This is a genomic window from Saprospiraceae bacterium (assembly GCA_016719615.1).
Classification (GTDB): domain Bacteria; phylum Bacteroidota; class Bacteroidia; order Chitinophagales; family Saprospiraceae; genus Vicinibacter.
The window spans coordinates 51,926-75,472 of record JADJYQ010000003.1 but is presented as its reverse complement, the minus strand read 5'-3'; the positions used below and the strand labels follow the sequence as shown (position 1 = coordinate 75,472).

Here is a 23,547-nt window from a genome sequence, read left to right as displayed (position 1 = left end):
CTTCTGCTTTTTCCTGGAATGCTTTTTTCTCAGGTGCTTCCGTCGTCGGATAAGCTTGATTCAATGGTGAACAGTATGAGCCTGGATGAAAAGATTGGCCAACTTTTTATTGTGCGTTCGTTTTCCAATGAAAATGAAATTCAGAAGGCAGAAGTTATCAATACCATTGTAAACTATGGTGTTGGTGGTGTTTGTTTATTTAAGGGCACTGTTCCTTCCTTGATCCAGCGATTAGATACTTACCAGCTTGTTTCCAAGTGGCCATTAATGATGAGTATGGATGCCGAATGGGGCCTGGGTATGCGAATGACAGATATTCATAAATTTCCAAAACAATTTTGTCTGGGTGCTCTGACTGAGAATTCGTTAATTTATCATATGGCTTATGAAATGGGCCGCCAAATGAAGACTCTGGGCATACATATGAATTTTGCCCCAGTAGCTGACATTAACAACAATCTGCTGAATCCCGTAATTAACGAACGTTCGTTCGGATCAAACAGAATTAGGGTTAGTGCGAAATCATTTGCCTATATGCAAGGTCTGCAAGATGCCGGTGTCATGGCTTGTTTGAAACATTTTCCGGGTCATGGTGATACTGAAGTGGATTCACACAAAGATCTTCCGGTTTTGCCTTTTTCAAAAACAAGGTTAGATAGTATAGAATTATTTCCGTTTAGCGTATTGAGCCATTTGAAGCCTGCAGCGATGATGGTTGGGCACTTGCATATTCCCCAATTGGATAGCCTTCAAAACATGTCTGCTACCCTTTCACCGAACATAACACAAAACATTCTTCGGAATGAGATGTCCTTTGACGGTTTGGTGATCACGGATGCACTTGAAATGGAAGGTGTCACAAAACATTTCTCAGATGGTGAAATTGCCCTTAGGGCCTTTAAAGCAGGAAATGATATGTTGTTGTTAAGTCGCAATATTTCAGAAGCTATCACTGCTTTAAAAAATGCCATTGTTACCGGTGAAATAAGTATCACCACTCTGGATGAAAAAGTGAAACGCATCCTCAAAGCAAAAATAAAATCAGGTTTATTTTTAAATAGAATTCCGAATCGACCAGCGGATCTATTGAAAACATTCAATAAAAATATTGAAGTCATCAATGAATCTATATACCGGAAGGCTATTTGCCTTGGAAAAGATCCGGAAAAATTAGTTCCCATTCGCAAGATACCTCCTAAGCTGCTCACGATAAAATTGGGAAATGGGCCGGCAGATGGATTTATAAATAGATTGAAGGATTATGCTTCAATAGTCAATTATACTTTGGAAGACACTGCTCAGTGGAATGATAGCCTTTTAAATGACATCGAAAATGCAGAACTCATCGTGATTCATGTTCATGGTTTGAATTTTAATGCACAAAAGGGCTATGGATTGAATTTATGGGCTTTGCAAAAACTGAATCCACATATTCGCTCTAAAAAGTGCATTGTAGTATTATTTGGTTGCCCGTATGTCAGTATGTATTTTCCAGGCAACTGCAGTGTGGTTTTAGCGCATGAAGAAAACGAGATGAGTCTGGATATTACGGCACAGATGTTGTTTGGCACAGATGCCTTTATAGGTGTATCTCCCATCAGTGTATCTACTGTGTTGCAAGAAGGCAAAGGGATTTTTCGTCCTTCCCTGATGCGGCTTGGATATTCAATACCTGAAGTTCAGGGAATGAATAGCGATAGCCTTCAATATATTGATACGATTGCTTATGAACTCATTGCTCAAAAAGCAGCACCCGGTTGCCAAATTGTAGTGGCAAGGAATAATAAAGTCATTTACGAAAAAGCTTTTGGTTATTTGGATTACGATTCCACAGTTTTGGTGAAATCAACCAGCCTGTATGATCTGGCATCACTTACAAAAGTAGTTTGTACAGCGCCCATCCTTTTTCAGTTGGAGGATAACAATGCGATAAAATCTTCGAGTAAATTTTCTGAATTTTTTGATTCTTTTAAAAATAGCAATAAGGAGCAACTCAATTTTAAGGATTTTATGTTGCATCAGGGAAGAATGCTTTCCTGGATTCCTTATTATAAATCGACGCTGCCCACTAACGACAGTAGCTTCATCTATAATCCACTTTACTACGATAGTTTACCTTCGAAGATTTTCAATATTCCCATATGCAAAAATTTGTATCTGCGAAACGATTACATAGATACTATATTGCAAACCATTATTGATTCAAGAGTACTTGATGAACGAAAATGTAATTATTCGGATTTAGGATTTTACTTTATTCCAAAGTTAGTTCATAAGCTTACAGGTAAAACTTTTGAGCGTTACTACCAAAAAGAAATTGCTGAGAAACTCGAACTCCGCAATTCCATTTTTAACCCATTGTCAAAAGGAATTGACCTTCACCAAATAGCGCCTACAGAAATAGATCAATATTGGCGAAAACAACGCATACAAGGATATGTGCATGATATGGGAGCTGCTATGATGGGTGGAGTAGCAGGACATGCAGGATTATTTTCGAATGCATTGGATGTTGTTAAAACAATGCAACTGTATTTGAATCGGGGCCAATATGCAGGAATCGAATTGCTGAAAGCTTCTGATATTGGCATTAAAATTTCCAGAGATCGTGAATTTTTGCGAAGAGCTCAGTTTTTTGATATGCCATCTATCACTGCCGACTCCATTAGACCTTATGTGTCAGCTTATTCTTCCAGGAGGAGTTATGGCCATCAGGGATTTACAGGAACTTGCGCCTGGGTGGATCCGGATGCCCAGATCAATTACGTATTTTTATCCAACAGAACATTTCCCAATGCCGAAATAAACAAGTTGCACAAAGAACGATATAGAACCAGGATTCAGGATATCATCTATAATGCAATTTTGCCTGATCAGAAACTACAGATCCAATCAACTGAGAAGAGAAGTCAGATAATAAATTAATCCTTAATCGTCATTACAAGATACATGCTCCTGAGTCTTAAAATTGCATATCGTTATTTAACTGGGAAGAAATCTTCTCAGGCCATTCATTGGATCACAGGTATTTCTATTTTCGGAATCGCTGTTGGCTCTGCAGCTTTATTGCTCGTTTTAACTGTGTTTAATGGGTTTGATGAATTGGTTTCAGGAATGTTCAGTAAGCACAATCCCGATATCAAAATTGTAGCCAGGCAATCTAAATATTTTAAGGAAGACACATTATTCATTCAAAAATTAGAAAAACAGGAATTTATTGAATCGTTTTCAAGAACGATTGAAGAAGTTTGTATGTTCCAATACGGCGACGCCCAAGAGTTTGGAATTATAAAGGGAGTAGATTCAAATTATGTTCAAGTGAGCAAAGTATCTGATGGCATCGTGGAGGGAAATTTTTTAATCCGCGAAGCAAATAGGCCTCTGGCTAATATCGGATCCGTATTGAGAAATAAACTTGGAGTTAGTGTTCGCGATTTTCAACAACCTGTCCGCATTTTTTTACCAGACCCCAAAGAGTCTCAATTTCAAAATGATGGATATCAAGATTTTTTATTACAAGTGCAATCTGTATTCAGCTTCCATCAGGAAAGTGATTACAATACTTTAATAACAGATCTCGACTATTTGAGAGCGCAATTAAATAATTCTATGCATTTAAGTTCGATTGATATCAAACTCAAATCAGGTACAGATGGAAGTATGAGCGTTCAGCAATTGGAAGCCTTGGCGGGCCCGGATTATATTATTAAAGACCGGTATCGTCAGGATGAAGCATTTTTAAAAATCATGAAACTTGAAAAATGGTTGTATTATTCTTTGTTTAGCCTGACCATGCTTTTGGTTTCTTTTACCATTATTGGTGCATTGTGGATGATCGTTCTAGACAAGAGATTTGATATTTCTATTTTAAAATCCTTGGGGATGGAAGATCGTGCAGCTCAAAATATATTTATTTTATTGGGATCTTTAATTTGTGTTTTGGGTTTGTTGATTGGTTTTACATTTGCAATTGGTTTTTATTGGCTGCAAAAGCAATATGGTTTGATAGGTGTTCCTTCTGAATTTGTGATTGATAGCTACCCCATGCAAATGAGATGGATTGATTTTGTTATCGTGATTGCAACGGTGATGGCCATTGGTTTGTTGGCTTCTATTATGCCCAGTCAAAAAGTGGCTTCGATTAAGCCAGTATTTCATGAAGAATAATTGATTAATTTTGCGGCGATGGAAGATTGGGAATTGGATTTTGAGTGGTTGCGAATAAGGCATTTTGTGAAAGAACGCCTGGGCTCAGACGGTTTACCCGATTTGAATGCAATTTTATTGTTAATCGGTATCCAGGAACTTGGAAAGTTGAAACTTGAAAAATTTACAAAAGAAGAAAAAACAGACTTAATGCACATTGCAAGTTGCCGCTTGTTGAGTTACGATGGGTATTATGCTTTGAAAGGAATGGATCAGGATGGATGGCCACATTATGAATTATTAAAACCATTTGGATTAAAAGGTGTTAATGCCCAGGAACGTTATCTAAAAGAGAAAGTAATTGACTACTTTAAAGAGAGTTTCGCAAAGGAGTTAACTTTAGAGAAATCAAATTAAGTTCATTTAAATACTTCAAAATTTATGAAAAATTATGTAATCATACTTTTATTGAGCTTGGGAACGACCATAGCTTGTAATGAAGGTAATAAATCTTCTACCAAGGGTACATTGGCTGTAATAGAAACGCCCCATGGGAATATTAAAATTAAGCTTTACGACAGTACCCCAAAGCATAAAGAGAATTTTATCAAATTGGTGAAGAGTGGCTTTTATGATGGCCTATTGTTTCATAGGGTTATTCAGGGATTCATGATGCAAGGGGGAGATCCCGTATCTAAAGATGCACCTCCGGGAATCATGCTTGGAAACGGCGGACCTGGATATACGATACCGGCAGAAATAGGTGCAAAACATTTTAAAGGAGCTTTAGCGGCTGCCCGACTGGGTGATTCTGCCAACCCTAAAAGAGAATCCTCAGGTTCGCAATTTTATATTGTTCAAGGCAGGCCAATGAGTGCCGATGAACTGAATATGATGAGCCGCGGAAAGAATGTTCAATACACAGAAGAGGAAAAGCAAAAGTATTCAACGATTGGAGGTTCGCCATTCCTGGATGGAGATTATACAGTATTTGGTGAAGTTGTAGATGGTCTGAAAGTTGTGGACGCAATCTGCAACCAACCCAGTAATGAAAACAGTCGCCCGCTTACAGATGTAAAAATGAAAATCAGATTGCTCTAAATTTATATTTAAATTTTTTTTTAATGAGAAGTCCTATAAGCCGTTTTGCAGCATGTGTATGTTTGGCTGTATTATTGAGTAACTGTTCAAAGCAAAATGTTTTGTTTCGGATACCCCAACAAGTAGTTAAAATGCCTTCCGGTGTTCAGTTTGAAAATCAAAATTTGGAAGGAGATCGATTTGAATGGGATTTTGGGGACGGTAAAAAATCAACTGAAAAAAACCCAAAACATTTTTATTTAAAATCGGGAATCTATAATGTTCAATTAAAAGTATACAAAGGGCAAAAAATGAATTCATCACAACAAAAAATAGAAATCCTTCCTCCGGATGGATGCGTTATCAGTATTGAGACACCATATGGTGTAATGCTTGCGAAATTATATGATCAAACGCCCTTGCATAGGGATAATTTTTTTAAGCATGCCGAAGAAGGATTTTATAATGATTTGTTGTTTCACCGCGTCATCAATGGATTTATGATTCAGGGCGGAGATCCAAACTCAAGAGGAGCAGCCCCTGGAAAAATGTTAGGCAGTGGTGGGCCTGGATATACAATTCCGGCTGAATTCAATCCCCTATACATTCATAAAAAAGGAGCATTAGCTGCAGCAAGAACCGGCGATCAGGTCAATCCTAAAAAGGAATCATCGGGTTCACAATTTTACATCGTACAAGGAGCCATACAGGCAGATCAAAATTTGAATATGCTTGAAGATCGCAAAGGAATCAAATACAGTGATGCGCAAAGAAATATTTACAAAACCTTAGGTGGAACGCCTTCCTTAGATATGGAATACACAGTTTTCGGAGAAATCATAGAAGGTTTGGAAATCATTGATAAAATTGCTGCGGTAAAAACAGAAAGAGGTGACAGACCTACTGCAGATGTGAAAATGGTAATAAAAGCATTGCATTAAGGGAAGTTTTTAGTCGGCCGGTAAGGGAAGTTTGATAGTCTTCTTGACTGCTTGACTGCTTGACTGCTTGACTGCTTGACTGCTTGACTGCTTGACTGAAAGGCCGTAAAGTTACGAATATTATACCATTAAAAGAGTTTCGTCCCTAGGAGACAGGTGATCTAGGCTCAAAGCAATATTTTATACTTATTAAGATTAGAAAATAATTTGAAAAAGCTTATAATTTTTTAAACTAACATACGTTAGTAGAGTGTTGTCTAACAGACTAACAGACTAACAGACTAACAGACTAACAGACTAACAGACTAACAGACTTCCCATCAATTTTGCCAAAACTCGCAGACAAATCCTGGTCTTATCAAATATTAAAATAGCGGATCATACTTTGAACATCTTTATCCTCCTTTAGCTCGGGTAAAATCTCATAAAGAATCGCGTAAAGGTTTGGGTTTTCAGATAAAGCTTCTTCGAGACATTCGATCGCATTTTCTCTGCTGCCTTCCATGAAATAAAATGCAGATTTGCAATAGAGAAGGTCGGCTCCAAAACTGTATTTATCGGCTCTGGCCAGAAATTTTTCAGCTTTTACTTTTTCGCCACGTTTTAATAAAAACGAGATGAGCATGGTCCAATATTGGCTTTGCTCCATGCCAAACGTAGCTGCTTTTTTGTAATGAGACTCTGCTTTTTTGAAATTGCCTAAATTTTCGTAGGCTTTTCCAATTCCAGCTTGAAATTCTTCGCGCTGTTCGTCGAGATCTATGGCGTTTAAATAATACTTAATCGCTTTTTGGTAGTTGCTTTCATAAGAAAAACATTCAGCCAGATAGAAAAAGATTTCTTCGTTGTATGGGTCGTGATAAATGGCTTTCTGCAATTTATGTTTAGCCTCTTTATGCCTGTTTAATTTGATCAGACATTCGGCAATGTAAACCACCAACTCTGCGTCCGGACCAAACATGTCGTTTGCATCCACATAACATTGAAGGGCTTTTTCGTACATATTGATCTGGAGGCATAATTCAGCACAATCCAGATATCCCTGCTCAAACTGTTGGTTGATTAAAAATGAATATTCAAGCGCATCAACTGCAGCCTCGTATTCGCCAATACAAGAATAAGCATGTCCTAAATTATACCAGGCAAGATAAGAATATGGATTCTTATCTATGATGTCCTGATGCAGACGAATACTTTCTTCATATTTTTTAGAAAATTCAACGCTTACCCAAATTTGCTCAAGTGCTTCGTGATTATTTGGATTGAGGATGAGTGCATCTCTCAGCGTATCGAACATTTTATTAAAGTCTTTCATGGTTTCGTAGATAAATGCTTCAACCAATAGTAATTCTGGAAGGTCGGTTTTTTGGATGTTGCATTTTAAATCCATGATGATCTTAAGACTGTCATCGAATTGTTGAATCAATGCACAGGCTCTTGCTTTGAGGAACTGAATTTCAGGATTCATCGGGGAGATGGCGTAAGCTTGATCCAGGACTTCAAGGGCAATTGATGCTTGTTGAGAAGCCATCAGTAATTTTGCCTTTAGTAAGTAAAAATCCTGCTTGTACTTGTATAAAAGTATAGCCTGATCAGTTAAATTTAAAGCCTTGTCAAATTGAAATTGTCTTTCATAGTGTTGTATAAGCCTTATGTAATAAGACTCTTCGCAGTACTCGCGATTAATGAGTTGACCTTGTTCTTCAAATTCAGTGATGAGTTTTGAAAGAAGGTGATCCGGCTTCGTCCTTTTCGGCATATCTTCCTCAGGGATTATTAAATGCGATGTAAAAGTAACATTATTATCCAAAAATGCTTCTCGAGTGGTCTCTTTTTTTGAATCGCAATAAACGTATAACAATTACTCATATTTAATGAAAGAGCAGAGCTACAATTTCTTACACTTTACCTATAATATGCATGTGTAATTTAGAGTTTTGTAACTCATTAATTATCACTCATTAATTAGCTTGTTGAAATTTTTTTGAAAATGCTAAGTTTTTTTTGTTGCTGAGAAATAATCCGGTAAAAATGAGCAAGCCAGACACCAAATAAGCCCAATTCCATTTGTCTTTTCCAGTAATAAGCGCAATCAGAGTGCCAATAAGGGGTTGTAAATAGATATAGACACTCACCAGACTTGGATCTGAATGTTTGAGTGCGTAAGCATTTAAAGCATAGGCTCCAAAAGTAGTCGCTATCAGTACAAAAGAAAATGTAAACCATTCTTCATTGCCGAATGATGTAAATTGAATATGGTCCAATTCATGATAAGCCAGGGCGCTAACAGGAAGTACTGAAATCGAAAATAATGCGGTCATAACATGAAAGGCACCATATTTGGTAATGAGAGCAGGAACTTTTACCAGGTAGTATCCATATAGTAAGGCGTTGGCAAAAACCATCAGATCACCCAGGATACCGGATTTTGTATGTTGCACATTCGCTCTTGCTAAAACGATGTAAACAGCTCCAGTTAATCCAATCAAACATCCCAGCCATTGTTTTTTGCTAAGGCTTTGACCTTGTAAAAATTTGATCAGTAAAACCAATATAGGTGTACAAACCATCAGCAGTGCCGCGTGCACGGGCGATGTATTTTTAAGGCCGTTGAAAAACAACAATTGGTTTCCTATAATTCCAGAAAAACCACATATAAACAAGAGTAGAATATCTTTTTTTTCATAAATAAAGAGACAACGGGTGATGCATAGGAAAATAAGGGCAGCAAAAAGGACTCGAAAAAACACAAATGCATTGGGCCCTATAAATCCCGGATCCAATAAAAGTTTTGCAATACTATAGTTGGCACCATATATCAATGCAACCACAAATAATGCCAGGTGACTATAAAAATGATGATTCAATCTTTGGCAAAGCTATTGATAAATATTTTATTCCAATCAACAGGCTTTTATATTGAAAGCCCAAAATTTGAATAAACAGTTATGTAAATAATAAGCCTTGTTGAAATACTATTGTCAATGTATATATATTCCGCATCAAAATCAGGATCCATTTAATATTTATAGTAATATCGCATCGCAACTTTTAGGATATTTTATACTTGTTTATTTCATGAAGCAGAGTGCTATGAATTCAATATCTTGCAGGCTGATTTTATAAAGCACATGACCACCTATTTAGACGAACTCAATGAAGTACAACGACAAGCCGTTACCCAAATTGATGGACCTGTCATGGTTATTGCAGGACCCGGATCTGGAAAAACAAGAGTACTAACTTTCAGGTTGGCATATTTAATAGAACAAGGAATAGCGCCGCATCAAATTCTTGCACTTACGTTTACAAATAAAGCTGCAAAAGAAATGACGGAACGCATCAGCCATTTATCCGGAGCTTCTGTGAGAAAAGTATGGTGTGGTACCTTTCACTCCATCTTTGCAAGGATCTTACGCGTGGAAGCACCTAAAATCGGATATCCTGCAAATTTTTCCATTTATGATACCGACGATACCAAAAGTGTGATTACAGAAATCATCAAAGAGTTGGACTTAAATCCGAAGAATTACAATGCCAATACGGTCCGTACCAGAATTTCTTCTGCCAAATCAAATCTCATCACTCCCATTATGTATGAGAAAAATGCAGAACTACGTGATCAAGATCTTGAAAATAAGATGCCGGAGACCTGGCTGATCTATCGAAAATATGTATTGAAATGCATACAGGGAGGTGCAATGGATTTTGATGATCTGCTGCTGCAGCTTTATCGTCTGTTTCAGGAAAACCCGGAGGGAGTTTTGGATAAATACCGAAAGTTTTTCAAATACGTTTTGGTCGACGAGTTTCAAGACACTAATTATTTGCAATATGCGATCATCAAAAAACTAGTGGTTTATGAAAACAGTCCCCGGAATATTTGCATCGTAGGAGATGATGCACAAAGCATTTATTCTTTCAGAGGCGCAACCATCAAAAATATACTCGACTTCCAGAAGGATTTTCCGGAAGCTAAAATTTACAAACTCGAGCAAAATTATAGAAGCACTCCGCACATTGTGCAAGCCGCCAATGATGTTATAACGAAGAATGCTAAACAGATTCGCAAAGAAATCTGGACTGATCGCGAAAGTGGAAATAAAATTAAACTTATAAAGTGTACTTCAGATGTAGAAGAAGGAAGAAAGGCTGCTGATTATATCCTTGAATTAAAAAACAGGTATCATTTAAAGAATAAAAATATTGCGATTTTGTATCGCACCAATGCGCAATCGCGCATTTTTGAGGAACAGCTCCGTAGATATAATCTGCCTTATAAGATTTTTGGAGGTATGTCATTTTACCAACGCAAAGAAATCAAGGACCTACTGGCTTATCTGCGATTGGTTGTAAACCCTTTGGATAATGAAGCTTTAAAAAGAGTAATCAATTATCCAAAAAGAGGTTTGGGAAATACGACTATTGATAAAATACTCCAGCAAGGAAATGAACGCGAGTGTCCTTTATGGGAAGTCATAGATGGCCTGGATGTATCTCCGAAGACTCAGCAAACTCTCAGGCAGTTTAAATTGCAAATTATGGAAGTTCAGAGTCAGGCACGAACTTCCGATGCCTATCAAACTGCACTCCAAATTTTTAAGTATTCTGGACTCTCCGCGGAGTTGAAATCAGATATCAGCAATGAAGGAATTCAACGCCTGGAAAATGTCATGTCATTGTTGGATGGGATCAAATCTTTTACGGAGCAGGATGAGCTGGAAGAACAAGTGGCGGAGAACCATTCACTCGCTGCTTTTTTACAATCTATTTCATTGATCTCGGATCTCGATGAACATACAGAAGATGGCGATTACATCACACTGATGTCGGTGCATTCTGCAAAAGGACTTGAATTTGATGCAGTACTTGTTGTTGGTTTGGAAGAAAATCTTTTTCCAAGTTATATGTCGATGCGAGATCCGGATCAGATCGATGAAGAGCGACGTTTATTTTATGTAGCCATCACCCGTGCCAAGCAACATTTGATATTGACCTATGCCCAAAGCAGGTATTTATTTGGCAATTTAAGGATGTGAACCAAGCAGATTTATCGAAGAAATTGATCCAACTAGGCTCGAATTTGATAAAACCATAAAGGCCGTCTTTGATCTTACAAACGAAACAAGTGCCAGCAGACAAAAATGGGTAGCCGCTAAACCAAAGTTTACACAGGAAAGTATTGGAAATTTTCTTGCAAGTCCATCCGATTCTATCCAATCGGGAATGGTGGTATTGCATCAAAAATTTGGAAGGGGTAAGGTCATCCTCATAGAGGGGAGTAGAGAAAATCGGGTTGCCACAATCCTATTCAATGAAATAGATAATCCGCAACGAAAAATAATTCTGAAGTATGCGAAGTTGCAAATCGTTCCTTAAAAGAGAAAGGTTTGGAATTAGGTGTTTTTACTTAGGTCCCTTTTTATAAAAATCAGAGCAATTATTTAAACTTGCGTCCATAATAAAATTAGACAATAGACAAGTATGTCCCCAAAAACAAAATTCTCTATCACGACAATTTGGATACTTTTCTCCAGATTTTATGATGCTTATTGTACATACAAATATACACCCAATCTAAGCAAAGAAGCCAACCCACTTGTCACAATGCTTGGCATGAGCTGGACCCCTTTAATAATAACAATAGGACTTTTGACGGTCTACACCATCTATGTATATTCTATTCGGGTTTTCAAACCAATAGATTTGTTTCCAAGTGAAAAAGAATACAGTTTTGGCTATTTCCTGGGATATACCTATTTAGGGCATAAGGAACCATGGACCTCTATATTTTATAAATTTCCTAAAGACATCCACAGATTCAATCAATGGATGGGACTGACCTTGCCACAATGTGTTGCTTTCGCAGGTATTGTTTCAACAGCCATGTGGTTGCTTATAAATTATACGCAAGCCTACAAAGAAATGCATAGTGCGACCTTGGTTTACAGCATTTTAATAGTCGGGTGTATTGTTATTAATTATCACTATAGCAAGAAAATGTATAGAACATATTTGAATAGCACAAATGTTATTTCAAAAGACCCCCATTGTTAAGTTGAATATTTTTAGTACTTAAATGAATTATTTTATTCAAAAAATGATTAATATAATTAGTATTCAATCAATATACTAACATTTGTTAGTATATTCACCTACATCCCTCCAAGCCAATAATCAATAATGAAGAGGACTAGGATTAAAGAGATTTATTACAGGATTTAACGAATTTTAGGATATATAGGATTGCATGGATGGAAGAGATTTATTACAGGATTTATTAGATTTTGTAACTCCAATAATTTTGAACTATAATCCATAAGAAAGCTCAACTAAATGAATTACAAATAATCATTATTAAATAAGACTATCTAACTAACAGATTGTTCCTCCAAGTCCACATTCCTGCAAGCCTCCTGGAATAGCAGACTCACAGACGAATCCTTCCCTCCATTCTTACAAGCCCAAAAGCCTACATGCCTAAATTCCTACATTACAAATATCGCAACCACCATTTAGCTTTATTTCTGGATTTGTAAACATCATACCATTTGCATATAGGGAACAGGATAAGTAATACCAAAAACCATATAACATAAACACCCCACAATTCGAAACCTTCTCCGGGAATGAGGAAAAGAAAAGGCAAATTTTTCGCAGATTCTATGGCCTCTGATAATTGATGGCCTCTGGCAAAAAACGCTATGGAGGCCAGTAAATGAATGAGATATAAATGTAAGATATAATAGAAAAAAGCAGTTCTTCCGAAAATGGAAATTTGTTTTGTAAATGCGTTTGAATATTTCTCCATTGCAATGAGAAGCAACATGGCAGGACCCAGGGTTATACATAGATACAGTAAGGAGGGTGGATATTTATCGACGTTGATAAAATTTAAAAAAGTTTTCCAATAGGTCGATTGACTTGTCCAGTCAATGGGGTCTCCATAGATATTGCTAAAGCGAAGGATTCCAAATACTAAAATCATTGCAAATCCGGAATACATTAATATCCTAAATCTTTGTTCTTGTGTTACTGCGGAACTGAATACCCTGCCTGCGCAGTATCCGGCTATCATGAGACCTGTCCATGGTACAAAAGGATAAATCAGCAAGACAAAATGATGAGGCGCAAATTCATATGGTTTGAAATAACCGGTGTGAAGGAGATCCCACCAAAAGTTTGGACTAAAACCCGGAGTAGTTTCTATAAAATCAAGAGCGTTATGTCCTAACAGGATGATGGCACTAATGGAGATCAAAGCGATCACGGGTAGTTTCCATCTGATGAGTATGCCAAGAATTACCATACTAATTCCGATGGCCCATATCACGCCTAAGGGAATGAGATTGTAAAATGGATTGAATGTCCATGCAAGTGCTATAATGAAGATTTCAGCGAAAAACGAGCCAGAGCCCTCTTTTCATGATAAATGAAGATAACTCATGATTGTTTTTTCTCTGGCTTTGCAAATAAATTGATACGCCGGAAAGAAAAACGAATACTGGAGCGCAAAAATGAGTGATCCATCTCGTGAAATACAAAGCGGTTGTCGTTGTTTGAACATCCAGTGGATCTCCAGTGAAGGCCTGCACATGAAAATAATCACGTACGTGGTCTAGTGCCATGAGAACCATAGCCAGGCCTCTTAGCATGTCTATTGAGTCTATTCGCGATGTGATGGGGTGAAGTTGTTGATTCATTTTGTTAGCAATCTTTTACTGGGTAATGAACACCAAAAATACTTCATTTAAGGACAACTTATAGCCCTTGAAAATGGCAATAGACTTAGAGTTTATACAATGGTTTTTATAAATATTCTTTTAGGAGTAAGAGATCAACCTTGATCACGTATTTGTTTTGTTCGAATAAACTACTTTTATTTCCTGTTTATCTAACGTGCCGATACTGCCGCCGTGCCAACATTCCGGATGTGATTCAAACGCTAAGATAAATATGTTTTTCTAAGCATGGAAGCTATATCTGCAAGTGGCAAGGAGAAATGATTATGTTAGAGGAGAATACATCCTTAATATCTAATGTTAAATACTAATGCTAATGCAATGCATATTTCTTTAAGTTGATCCTCATTTATGATCCCCAATTTCCTAATAATTCTTGATTCTGATACAGACCGCACTTGAAAGCAATCAGCTGCAGATACTTTTTGTAAAAAATTAAAATTATCAGGAATAAGCTTTACCATCCATGGAACATCTTCATAATGATTTTTCCAATCTGTAATCGGTATTATTACTTTTAATGGCAACTTTCCAAGTTGATCAACACTAACTATTATACAAGGTCTTGTTTTTTGAATCTCAGCACCTATTGCTGTGTCAAGGCTAAGAAGCCAAATTTCCCCTCGTTTCATAAAAGTTTTCCATATCTATTGAAGTAAGATCAGTTAGGTTTTGATCGTGCATATAGTCATCAAGCATTAAAAATGAAGCTTTTTCCAATTTATCTCCGTCAAATTCTTGAAGAGTTTTAATAACCATTTCAATAATTTTTAACCTGTCCTCTACAGGTAGCTTTGTAATATTTATTATTAACTCATTTGTTGACATATTACAAAGGTAATTATTTTTTAAAAGAAATGCAAATGATACGGTTCATTGTAGTCTCCTCTAGCTGAAATTTGAAGTTCCAGGAAAATAATTCCTGTGAAAGTAACACCATGAGAAAAATATTGTCGGTTCTTTAAAGTGTGAATTTTTGGAATGTACTTTGTTGCATATTTAGATGTTCTCATTTTTCAATGATGGTATTTTTTAGGACCGAAATAATTTCACATTAGGAAATGCTAAAAGTAATTGAAATGAGCTCAATTTATAAAATTGACATAAATGATGTTTTTAGAAACGTAAGGAGCATCGACCTCTTATTTTGGTTTGAATCGTTTCCCGGAATCATATAAAATCGTTTAAGTAAATTGAAATTGCATCTTAAATGGTGAATAGAGAATGATTAAGTATTGATATTTCTAGCAAAATTCAGGGCTGTTTAGCGGTTTTTAGTATAAAGTAAGCCTGGATTGCAATGATTCCTCTATCATTGCGTTAATTTTGATTGTGAATTTATATTCTAAATCGGGTCGGTGGAAAACGGTATTGATTATCGTGGGTTTGTTCTTTGTATTAATGCCCTTGTTCTATTCAAATTATTTAGGCATTAAATTATCTGAGCTCGAGCATAAAAAAATCGAATTATTCGAAAAAACTTTAGTGGAGATCACCAATACTTCCAATCTGGAGGCAGGTGAAGATGTAAGTTATGAACTCGAAATGTTGTACAGCATCATTGAAGATCTCCAGCTATTGGTCATCAATAGAAATCAGAATATAGATTTGTATAATTTTCCAACCAACACGGATACGCTTAAAGTGTTAAACTATTTGCGGGCAGACGGGCCAGCTCCTCTGATTTCTGATGATTATACAATTTATTACAGTTATCCGTTTACGCTGACTCTTTTGCGTTATTTTCCACTGGTCCAGTTTTTCTTATTGATGTTATACGCCGCGATTGGTTACGGCGTATTTAATGCTAGTCGCAGGGAAGAGCAAAACAGGGTTTGGGTCGGAATGGCGAAAGAAACAGCACACCAGTTAGGCACACCGATCTCTGGAATGATAGGCTGGTTGGAAGCATTGGATGTTCATTTAAAAGACGAAGAGTCAAAGAACATTGTTGCCGAAATGGGCAAAGACATTGATAAGCTGCAATTGGTTGCGGATCGTTTTTCCAAAATAGGATCTACACCTGAGTTGGTTGGCATAGATCTGCCACCATTGCTCCGTGAATGTATGGAATATATTCAGGCGAGAGCTTCAAAGAATATTCAGTTTTCTTTGACCTATGATCGAAATGAACAATTTCAAGCTGCGGTCAATGCGAATTTATTTTCTTGGGTACTCGAAAATATTTTAAGAAATGCACTGGATGCGATGGATCAATACGGAAAAATTGACATCCACCTATCCAAAGAAGCCAAAAACTTGAATATTGAAATTAGTGATACCGGAAAAGGAATAGCTCCTTCTAAGAGAAAAGAGATTTTTAAACCTGGTTATACTACTAAAAAAAGAGGTTGGGGTCTTGGCTTATCCTTATCGCGTAGAATTATTGAAAATTATCACAAGGGAAAAATATATGTAAAAGCCTCAGAACCAGGCAAAGGAACCATTTTTTTCATTCAATTGCCAAGAATTTCCTAACGGGGCTAACGATACGTTAATCAAAGCCATGAACAATTACATTTCGTCTTACATTTGCAGACCGTTTAATATTTAAACTGCTAATTATGGGTTTTTATGGGAGGATTTCTTCTAAGTGTCAATTAGAGCAATTTGGAATCCGGGAAAACAGCAATCAATATTGTAATTTGGCCCAATCAGAATTGATTGAAAAAAGTCTACAGGGCAATTTAGGTGTATTAAGTGATCAAGGCGCACTCTGTATTAAGACTGGTGCTTTTACGGGAAGAAGCCCTGATGATAAATTTACGGTTGATGATCAACTCAGCCACGATGCAGTAGATTGGAATAAATTTAATAAACCATTTCCAAAAGAAAATTTCAACAAACTTTTAGAAAAAGTATGTCGTTATTTCGATGGAAAAGATGTTTATGTTAAAGATGCATATGCATGTGCAGACGAAAGATATCGCATTTCAGTTCGAATATTTGCCGAATATCCATGGAGCGCGCAGTTTGCGGGGAATATGTTTATCAGACCCGAAATAGATGCTTTGGATGAATTTGAACCCGAGTGGTGCATTTATTGTGCACCCGGATTTCAAGCCGACCCTACTGTTGATGCCACCCGACAAGCTAATTTTTCAATCATTGACTTTGAAGCAAAACGCATACTGATCGGAGGTTCTGCATATACCGGCGAAATCAAAAAATCCATTTTCACAATCCTCAATTTTGTTTTGCCCTACCAAAAAAATGTGCTTTCCATGCATTGTTCTGCGAATATTGGCAAAGCAGGAGATACCTCCATATTTTTTGGATTATCGGGCACAGGTAAAACCACTTTGTCTGCAGATCCCGAGCGCTTCCTCATTGGGGATGACGAACATGCCTGGTCTGATGAAGGTGTTTTTAATTTTGAAGGTGGCTGTTATGCAAAATGCATAGATCTCACAGAAGAAAAAGAACCGGATATTTTTCGGGCCATTAAACCCGGGGCAATCCTCGAAAATATACAATTCTATGAGGGCACAAATATTCCCGATTATGCCAATGCTGCTATTACAGAAAATACACGGGTTTCATACCCCATCGAACATATCCGCAATGCCGTCATTCCATCTATAGGAGGCCATCCCAGGAACATCTTCTTTTTGACATGTGATGCATACGGCATTTTACCTCCCATCAGCAAGCTGAGCAAAGCGCAGGCGATGTATCATTTTATTTCGGGTTATACAGCTAAAGTCGCAGGAACTGAAACAGGCGTTACCGAGCCCAAAGCTACATTTTCAGCTTGCTTTGGAGCTCCCTTTTTGCCTTTGCATCCAACGTTTTATGCAGAAATGCTAGGGCAACGAATTGAAAAATTCAATCCGAATATTTGGTTAGTCAATACCGGCTGGACCGGAGGAGCCTTCGGCACGGGTTCCAGGATCAAATTGGCTTATACACGGGCACTTATTACAGCTGCATTGAATGGTCAGTTGGAAAACGTAGATTATGCCAGGGATGAGGTATTTGGCCTCGAATATCCGGTGGTTTGTCCGGATGTTCCGTCAGAAGTATTAAATGCACGAAATACCTGGGCAGATCCGAATTTGTACGATCAAAAAGCAATTGCACTTGCAGAATTGTTTACAAACAATTTTGAAAAATATGAAAGCAAAGCCAGTGAAGACATCAAAGCAGCTGCGCCCAGAATTGGGGTAAGAAGTGTTTGATAAGTTGAGTTTGAAGCGCTGATGTAATATCTGGAGACAATTTTTAAAACTAACATTTGTTAGTATTTTTCATTTTTGGATATTAAAAATGAAATGAAAACCCCAAGATTTATGTCTTAGCAAATTATAAAATGATCTATTTTGGAAAGGACCTTGTGTTTTAGATGATGGTCTTAGAGCAACGGATTAAAAAGGATCAGTATCTAAAAACCACCTCCCGGCATCATCCAGTTTTTGATAATAGAAGGCTTCTACATTTCGGGAAAACATCCATCAACTAAAATCTGTCATCCATAAGTGCTCACCTCACCTCCAGCTTCGCTCCACTAAGTGGAGAAGAGGGCAGATTCTGGTTCTTTTAAAATTGTTTCTATTATTTTAAATGAGTAGCTCTGCGTAGTCTATTCCCGCTTTCATAAGCCAACTTCGTAATAAAATATTTTTTCAAAGCGGGATACGCTGTAGCGATAGGAAAACTCCGTTTTCCAGACAGATGCTTTTTTGATTTATATTTGTTTGGTTCTCGTTCAACATTTTGTATACTAAGCTCTAAGCTCCAGCCTTTAACAACTGTCAACTGTCAACCATCAACTAACAACTAACACCTACTCCCCCTTTTGTTTTTCGGGTTTTGTGTATTCAGGAAATTCGATTTCAGGTTTTTCAGGTCGGATGGAATCATAAGGGATCGTGAGGCTGTCGTATTTGATTTTTTTAGAGAGCACTATTAAGATGGAATCAGCATATTGTTCGAGTTTTTCCTGAATGCGTTTGTCGCATTCTAGATTTTTTTCATCGGTAAATTGTTTTTGTTGGGCAGCAAGTTTTTCCTGGATCAATTCTTCAATCCTAGTATTCTGATCTTTACATGCTATAAATATCATAAGAAACCCTATCCAATATAATTTATCAATCATAATCCTTTCTGGAGTTTGATGATTTCAGATTTACGCTGAAGGACTATAGAATCGAGTTTGTATTGAAGAGCATAATTCATTTTATGGATACAAATGGAGTCTATACTTCCTTCCAGTGCCGGGATTTGCAACTGAAAAAGACTATCTGCTTTATGGCGTGAAATTTTTTCCACTTCTGTTTGGTCATTTGCACAAGCAGGCAGTATTACGATATAAAAAAGGAAAATGTAAATATACTTAGTCATGATTCGTAACTCTTTTGCGGAGTATAAAACTTTGGCCTAGATACACCCGGCGAACGGTTTCATTAGCTGCCAATTCTTCAGCGGTTCCAGACATCAGAATTTTTCCATCAACTATGAGATAAGCCCGGTCTGTAATAGAGAGCGTTTCATGAACATTGTGGTCCGTAATGAGGATTCCAATATTTTTAAGTTTCAATTTGTCAATAATGGATTGAATATCTTCAACAGCTATTGGGTCAATTCCTGCAAATGGCTCATCCAAAAGAATAAAATTAGGATCAGAGGCTAATGCCCGTGCAATTTCTGTTCTTCGGCGCTCACCGCCACTCAAAGAATCACCTGAATTTTTACGCACCTTGTTGAGATTAAATTCACTCAACAGACTTTCAAGTTTGTCTCTTTGCTCGGATTTGCTCAAATTGCGCATTTCTAATATTGCTTTAATGTTATCTTCTACGCTGAGTTTGCGAAACACAGATGGCTCTTGTGGGAGATAACCAACACCTTTTCTTGCACGGACATACATAGCATCGCGTGTAATTTCCTGATCATCCAGATAGACAGAACCTGAATTTGGTGTAATAAATCCAACGATCATGTAAAATGTAGTTGTTTTGCCCGCGCCATTTGGCCCGAGCAATCCTACAATCTCTCCCCGGTTGACATCTATTGAAATGCCATTCACGACGGCTCTTTGCCCATATATTTTTACCAAGTGATCTGTGCGAAGTTTCATTTCAAAGTTTAATTTTAGCTTTCACCTCCCAATCTGCGCGAAGTTCAGGAAGATTGAAATAGTAAACTGGTTCAGCCTGCATTTTATTTTGTAAGTCAGAACCATCCCATTGCCCGTTTTGATTCAAATCGTGGATTACGCGCAAGCGATAGGATCCGGAAGGTAAGTATTTAAAGATCAGATTTGTATTGGGAGTTAACAGGAGCAATGACCGTTCTGCTACCAGCTTATTGTTGGTTAACAGTTGTAAAGTGAGATTTATTGGAGTAGCGATGGAATCCAACTCCAGCATCAGGCTTGAATATGAATTTAAGGGCGGACAAAATACTTGGAGCGTATCCGCAGCATTCATTTGACCGAAACAGTTTGTAATAATATCTGCTCCTAAAATACAGTTGAATTGTTTTCCGGGTGGCCATTTTCCGGAGACCTTTATGATTCTCGGATCTTTTTCGCTCAGTTGAATAGTTTCAATGATCGCTGTACTGTCGTCGGTTGATATATGCTGTCGAAGCATCTTACAAATAGGATATTCACTCCTAAGTATTAAGGTATCTGTTGGCACAATACTAACATTTGTTAGTTTTACTTTAAAACTAGAATCAGGATTTATGACCTGCTGAACTTTAACAGGAAAGGTATCCATGAAATTTTCTGACTGAATACGGAATTCCTGAGGTTTGGATGAGAAGTTCCAGGCGATAATGCTATCTTGAAAATGAAAGAGCTTTACACTATCGCTGTTGGAATATAGATTTACCTTCTCAATGGGTTTGCGGTTTAAAACAAGACTTGTGTACCCGGATTTTATATTTTTTTCCTTTACATTTAGCGCATATTTCTGTAAGCTCATTTTTAATGAAATGGGTGCTTGTAATTGATTGGGAATAAGCTGAATGGTATGATCATGAAAAGCAACGGATTCGCTTGCTTGGTCAAAATAAAAATTGTTGTTCTTATCTGTAAGTGCATATAAAGTAAAACTCCCCGGACTCAAATGTTTTAACTCAAATTGGCCGCTACCATTTGTGATCACATAATAATAAGGTTTTCGTGTTTTGAAAATGGAATCTGCAGATTCCAGATACAGGCAAACGAGTGTTTGTTTTTGAGGTTCTCCGGTAAATGCATCGATTACAGTCCCGGTAATTTTCAAGGAATCAATAAAACTTCCTGTGGAAAAAACGAACTGCATATTTTCAGCGACATTGCCTTTTGTGATGTCTTTGATGGCAGCACCCAACTGAAGTATATACGTGGTATTGTTTTTAAGATTTTCGCGCTCATCAAATTTTATGAGAAGTGATTTTCCCTGGATCTTATAAATCAATGGATATTCTGTTGAGGGCGCTATTTGAATATGAGTGTTGGGATTATCCAGGCGAAACCATTCATCAAACAAAAATTTGATTTCGCGATCTTTAAATTCAGTTTGCTGATTAAGACTGGAACCGGCTGGTAACCATTTGGGCGGAGTGAGATCATCCGGACCTCCCGAGATTCCCTGAATATTGGCACAGGCTGCCCACAGGCAAATAAAAAACCCCGCCAATAGCAAACACTTCGCATTCATTATACAAAAATAAACAGGTGAGTGATTCTTTTGTTTGTTTTATAAAAAAGAGGCGTTGTAATAATATTATTTGAATCTCAACCTCAATAGATTCAGCCACGAATGTAACTTACAAATATCTATTTTCAACAATCCTTATATAATACCTTCATTGTTGTAGCGATATGAGAAATCATAAGTTAAATGATCAGCGACTGAAATTTTATAAAGAGTTCAATAAGCTAGACTTTCCAAATTCAGCTCATAAATCAATTCAAACTTTTGAACGAATCGAATTTCATTAAAATTCAATCGCTTTAAATTTTAAATCCGACCATTATAATAAGTTACATCCAATCTTGTTAATCCTTGTCAAACTTTTCTACCTTTCCAGTTATGGCTTATAGGTAACCATGAAAGCAAGCCTATCAGAACAAAGTAAATATTGTGCGCCATCCAAACGGGTAAAAACCATTTTTTCCAGGATGGAATCGCATAAAAATGATTGGCGTGATATTGCAAAATAAAATCTGAGAGACATTGTATAATAAATGAAGCTGCAAAAAGCGCCCAGTGATAGACGTTATTTGAATAAATGGATAATGCCAATGCAATGAACACTGAAATGCGTTGGATCCAAACGAAACTTGATAATGCTGATAATTTCCAACTTTTTACAAAGCGCATTTTGCCGGCCCAGCGCAAACGTTGTGCGAGAAATGAACCCCAGCCTGGGATGGCATAGGTTTCAACCATGAGTTCTTTTTCATGTGCAAAACAAATTCCAGCGGGATATTGCTCCTTTATTTTTTCAATGAGAAAGACATCATCTCCCGACGCAATTTCATAATTATTTTCATATGCTTCGGCATTGAGGAACGCAGCTTTTCGATAAGCGAGATTGGCAGCATTGCATAAATAATGTGTCCCTGACTGAATGCCAGCTGCATTAATCAATCCATTTGCGGAGAAATCCAAAGCTTGTAAATAATCCAGAAAACTTTTGGGCTGTACAATGCCAACCGGTCCACTCACGAGTTGGATTTGGGGCTCTTGAAAATAGTCGAGCATTTTAGTTACCCATTGATCTTTAACTATGCAGTCAGCATCTGTAGTCAGAATAATCTCACCTTGTGCATGATTGATTCCATATGCCAGTGCTTTTTTCTTCGAACCTTTTATGGTAGTGCGTTTGTACACTCCTAGCCGCATAAGCTTAAAATTCTGATGTTCAATCGCATTCAGGATAGCATAAGTATCATCTTCTGATTGATCATCGACCACGATGAGTTCCATTTCCTGATGCAATTCTTTTTGCTTTAGACAAGATTGCACACTTTCAAGAATATGTTCTTCTTCATTCCTCGCTGCGATGATGATACTCGATCGAAAACCAGTCGGAAAAGTAGGGTGGGTTGGCGGAATCGATTTTTTCCAGTAGTAAATAAAATAAGCTATCAGGCCGCTATAAGCCAAACTAAGGAGTAGAATACATATAAAAATGATCAGCATGCCGGTTTATTCGAAAAGATCATCGTAACGATGGTCTAACTCAGCTTTGCGCTGGCGGGATTGCTTGGATTGATTAGGTAAGGATTCCACCTCTTCATAACTTGTAAAAGTATCATTTGTGTTTGCAGGATTTTGATCCTTTGAAAGTTTTCCAAATTTTTTAAATATCCACGATTTGAGAATAAGTCCTATAAGTACAAAGGGCAATCCTAATAAGTTCACCAATGCGCCGGCGAGTCCTGCGAGCCAATTATTGGATATTTGATCTGCAAGGCCTTTGAAATGCGCCCATAAGACTCTGCGGTCGAGAATAAGCAAAACGATAATAAAAACAGGTACTGCAAACCATAAAAGCTTGTACAACTGAAAAAACAAATAAAACAATAACACCATGAGCCCCAAAAAGAGAATGCTTCCCAAAAGTCTTTCCCAGTAGGATTTTCCGGAAGAATAATGATATGTTTTAAATGTGCCCATTGGTCTGGCAAAAATAAT

General features: G+C 37.2%; 20 protein-coding genes and 1 pseudogene. 9 read left to right on the top strand and 12 right to left on the bottom strand.

Annotated elements, in window-relative coordinates; all coding sequences use genetic code 11:
• The first annotated feature begins 63 nt into the window (after positions 1–63).
• From IPM92_09480 to IPM92_09460, 5 genes are read left to right on the top strand one after another with little or no spacing between them, the layout of a single operon-like run.
• Entirely contained in the window at positions 64–2,925 is a 2,862-nt protein-coding gene (locus IPM92_09480; protein ID MBK9108578.1) for a serine hydrolase, read from the top strand.
• Positions 2,926–2,949: 24 nt separating this feature from the next.
• Positions 2,950–4,167: an ABC transporter permease gene (locus IPM92_09475; protein ID MBK9108577.1), complete on the top strand. Its 1,218-nt coding sequence runs from the start codon at positions 2,950–2,952 to the stop codon at positions 4,165–4,167.
• A gap of 18 nt (positions 4,168–4,185) precedes the next feature.
• Entirely contained in the window at positions 4,186–4,563 is a 378-nt protein-coding gene (locus tag IPM92_09470) for a hypothetical protein (protein MBK9108576.1), read from the top strand.
• A 24-nt stretch (positions 4,564–4,587) separates the two neighbouring features.
• Positions 4,588–5,247: a peptidylprolyl isomerase gene (locus tag IPM92_09465; protein ID MBK9108575.1), complete on the top strand. Its 660-nt coding sequence runs from the start codon at positions 4,588–4,590 to the stop codon at positions 5,245–5,247.
• Between the two features lie 23 nt (positions 5,248–5,270).
• Complete coding sequence (locus IPM92_09460; protein ID MBK9108574.1) at positions 5,271–6,167, top strand: peptidylprolyl isomerase; 897 nt, start codon at positions 5,271–5,273, stop codon at positions 6,165–6,167.
• Positions 6,168–6,525: 358 nt separating this feature from the next.
• Here IPM92_09460 and IPM92_09455 read toward each other — a convergent pair whose 3' ends face one another.
• Together IPM92_09455 and IPM92_09450 are read right to left on the bottom strand one after the other, a co-directional pair.
• Positions 6,526–8,028 carry a tetratricopeptide repeat protein gene (locus IPM92_09455; GenBank protein ID MBK9108573.1) on the bottom strand — a complete coding sequence of 501 codons (1,503 nt, stop codon included), beginning with the start codon at positions 8,026–8,028 and terminating at the stop codon, positions 6,526–6,528.
• Positions 8,029–8,128: 100 nt separating this feature from the next.
• Entirely contained in the window at positions 8,129–9,034 is a 906-nt protein-coding gene (locus IPM92_09450) for a DMT family transporter (protein MBK9108572.1), read from the bottom strand.
• A gap of 264 nt (positions 9,035–9,298) precedes the next feature.
• Here IPM92_09450 and IPM92_09445 point away from each other — a divergent pair.
• Together IPM92_09445 and IPM92_09440 are read left to right on the top strand one after the other, a co-directional pair.
• Positions 9,299–11,546, top strand: a pseudogene (locus IPM92_09445) (UvrD-helicase domain-containing protein).
• A gap of 105 nt (positions 11,547–11,651) precedes the next feature.
• Positions 11,652–12,224, top strand: a complete 573-nt coding sequence (locus tag IPM92_09440; protein MBK9108571.1) for a hypothetical protein — start codon at positions 11,652–11,654, stop codon at positions 12,222–12,224.
• A 436-nt stretch (positions 12,225–12,660) separates the two neighbouring features.
• Here the strand turns inward: IPM92_09440 and IPM92_09435 are convergent, their stop codons facing one another.
• The 4 genes from IPM92_09435 to IPM92_09420 all read right to left on the bottom strand — a co-directional run bounded on the left by IPM92_09435 (position 12,661) and on the right by IPM92_09420 (position 14,737).
• Positions 12,661–13,560 (bottom strand): DUF1624 domain-containing protein, encoded by a 900-nt coding sequence (locus IPM92_09435; protein MBK9108570.1) that lies wholly within the window; start codon positions 13,558–13,560, stop codon positions 12,661–12,663.
• Position 13,561: 1 nt separating this feature from the next.
• Positions 13,562–13,870, bottom strand: coding sequence for an acyltransferase family protein (locus IPM92_09430; protein ID MBK9108569.1), 309 nt, complete (start codon positions 13,868–13,870; stop codon positions 13,562–13,564).
• 326 nt (positions 13,871–14,196) lie between these two features.
• On the bottom strand, positions 14,197–14,541 hold the full coding sequence (locus tag IPM92_09425; GenBank protein ID MBK9108568.1) for a type II toxin-antitoxin system PemK/MazF family toxin: 345 nt from the start codon (positions 14,539–14,541) through the stop codon (positions 14,197–14,199).
• Positions 14,513–14,737 (bottom strand): hypothetical protein, encoded by a 225-nt coding sequence (locus tag IPM92_09420; GenBank protein ID MBK9108567.1) that lies wholly within the window; start codon positions 14,735–14,737, stop codon positions 14,513–14,515. The genes IPM92_09425 and IPM92_09420 overlap by 29 nt, the downstream gene beginning before the upstream one ends.
• Positions 14,738–15,241: 504 nt before the next feature.
• On the opposite strand from IPM92_09420, the gene IPM92_09415 reads away from it, so the two are divergent.
• Together IPM92_09415 and pckA are read left to right on the top strand one after the other, a co-directional pair.
• Positions 15,242–16,387 (top strand): HAMP domain-containing histidine kinase, encoded by a 1,146-nt coding sequence (locus IPM92_09415; GenBank protein MBK9108566.1) that lies wholly within the window; start codon positions 15,242–15,244, stop codon positions 16,385–16,387.
• Between the two features lie 86 nt (positions 16,388–16,473).
• On the top strand, positions 16,474–18,090 hold the full coding sequence (gene pckA / locus IPM92_09410; GenBank protein ID MBK9108565.1) for a phosphoenolpyruvate carboxykinase (ATP): 1,617 nt from the start codon (positions 16,474–16,476) through the stop codon (positions 18,088–18,090).
• A gap of 605 nt (positions 18,091–18,695) precedes the next feature.
• On the opposite strand, the gene IPM92_09405 is transcribed toward pckA, so the two are convergent.
• From IPM92_09405 to IPM92_09380, 6 genes are all read right to left on the bottom strand, one after another.
• Positions 18,696–19,007 (bottom strand): hypothetical protein, encoded by a 312-nt coding sequence (locus IPM92_09405; protein MBK9108564.1) that lies wholly within the window; start codon positions 19,005–19,007, stop codon positions 18,696–18,698.
• Positions 19,004–19,252: a hypothetical protein gene (locus IPM92_09400; GenBank protein ID MBK9108563.1), complete on the bottom strand. Its 249-nt coding sequence runs from the start codon at positions 19,250–19,252 to the stop codon at positions 19,004–19,006. Before IPM92_09400 ends, IPM92_09405 begins: the two co-directional genes overlap by 4 nt.
• Positions 19,245–19,988 carry an LPS export ABC transporter ATP-binding protein gene (lptB, locus tag IPM92_09395; GenBank protein ID MBK9108562.1) on the bottom strand — a complete coding sequence of 248 codons (744 nt, stop codon included), beginning with the start codon at positions 19,986–19,988 and terminating at the stop codon, positions 19,245–19,247. The genes IPM92_09400 and lptB overlap by 8 nt, the downstream gene beginning before the upstream one ends.
• Before the next feature lies 1 nt (position 19,989).
• Positions 19,990–21,561, bottom strand: a complete 1,572-nt coding sequence (locus IPM92_09390; GenBank protein MBK9108561.1) for an Ig-like domain-containing protein — start codon at positions 21,559–21,561, stop codon at positions 19,990–19,992.
• 351 nt (positions 21,562–21,912) lie between these two features.
• The gene (locus IPM92_09385) at positions 21,913–23,052 is read right to left on the bottom strand and encodes a glycosyltransferase (GenBank protein MBK9108560.1); all 1,140 of its coding nucleotides are present in this window, start codon (positions 23,050–23,052) and stop codon (positions 21,913–21,915) included.
• 6 nt (positions 23,053–23,058) lie between these two features.
• The gene (locus IPM92_09380; protein ID MBK9108559.1) at positions 23,059–23,529 is read right to left on the bottom strand and encodes a hypothetical protein; all 471 of its coding nucleotides are present in this window, start codon (positions 23,527–23,529) and stop codon (positions 23,059–23,061) included.
• Between the last annotated feature and the right edge of the window lie 18 nt (positions 23,530–23,547).

Excerpts from the sequence above, each read along its gene's own strand:
- IPM92_09440 (MBK9108571.1), top strand. The coding sequence starts at position 11,652 with ATGTCCCCAAAAACAAAATTCTCTATCACGACAATTTGGATACTTTTC.
- IPM92_09405 (MBK9108564.1), bottom strand. The coding sequence starts at position 19,007 with ATGATTGATAAATTATATTGGATAGGGTTTCTTATGATATTTATAGCA.
- IPM92_09400 (MBK9108563.1), bottom strand. The coding sequence starts at position 19,252 with ATGACTAAGTATATTTACATTTTCCTTTTTTATATCGTAATACTGCCT.
- IPM92_09480 (MBK9108578.1), top strand. The coding sequence starts at position 64 with ATGGTGAACAGTATGAGCCTGGATGAAAAGATTGGCCAACTTTTTATT.
- IPM92_09420 (MBK9108567.1), bottom strand. The coding sequence starts at position 14,737 with ATGTCAACAAATGAGTTAATAATAAATATTACAAAGCTACCTGTAGAG.
- lptB (MBK9108562.1), bottom strand. The coding sequence starts at position 19,988 with ATGAAACTTCGCACAGATCACTTGGTAAAAATATATGGGCAAAGAGCC.
- IPM92_09390 (MBK9108561.1), bottom strand. The coding sequence starts at position 21,561 with ATGAATGCGAAGTGTTTGCTATTGGCGGGGTTTTTTATTTGCCTGTGG.
- IPM92_09470 (MBK9108576.1), top strand. The coding sequence starts at position 4,186 with ATGGAAGATTGGGAATTGGATTTTGAGTGGTTGCGAATAAGGCATTTT.
- IPM92_09460 (MBK9108574.1), top strand. The coding sequence starts at position 5,271 with ATGAGAAGTCCTATAAGCCGTTTTGCAGCATGTGTATGTTTGGCTGTA.
- IPM92_09465 (MBK9108575.1), top strand. The coding sequence starts at position 4,588 with ATGAAAAATTATGTAATCATACTTTTATTGAGCTTGGGAACGACCATA.
- IPM92_09475 (MBK9108577.1), top strand. The coding sequence starts at position 2,950 with ATGCTCCTGAGTCTTAAAATTGCATATCGTTATTTAACTGGGAAGAAA.
- IPM92_09430 (MBK9108569.1), bottom strand. The coding sequence starts at position 13,870 with ATGAATCAACAACTTCACCCCATCACATCGCGAATAGACTCAATAGAC.
- IPM92_09385 (MBK9108560.1), bottom strand. The coding sequence starts at position 23,052 with ATGCTGATCATTTTTATATGTATTCTACTCCTTAGTTTGGCTTATAGC.
- IPM92_09425 (MBK9108568.1), bottom strand. The coding sequence starts at position 14,541 with ATGAAACGAGGGGAAATTTGGCTTCTTAGCCTTGACACAGCAATAGGT.
- IPM92_09380 (MBK9108559.1), bottom strand. The coding sequence starts at position 23,529 with ATGGGCACATTTAAAACATATCATTATTCTTCCGGAAAATCCTACTGG.
- pckA (MBK9108565.1), top strand. The coding sequence starts at position 16,474 with ATGGGTTTTTATGGGAGGATTTCTTCTAAGTGTCAATTAGAGCAATTT.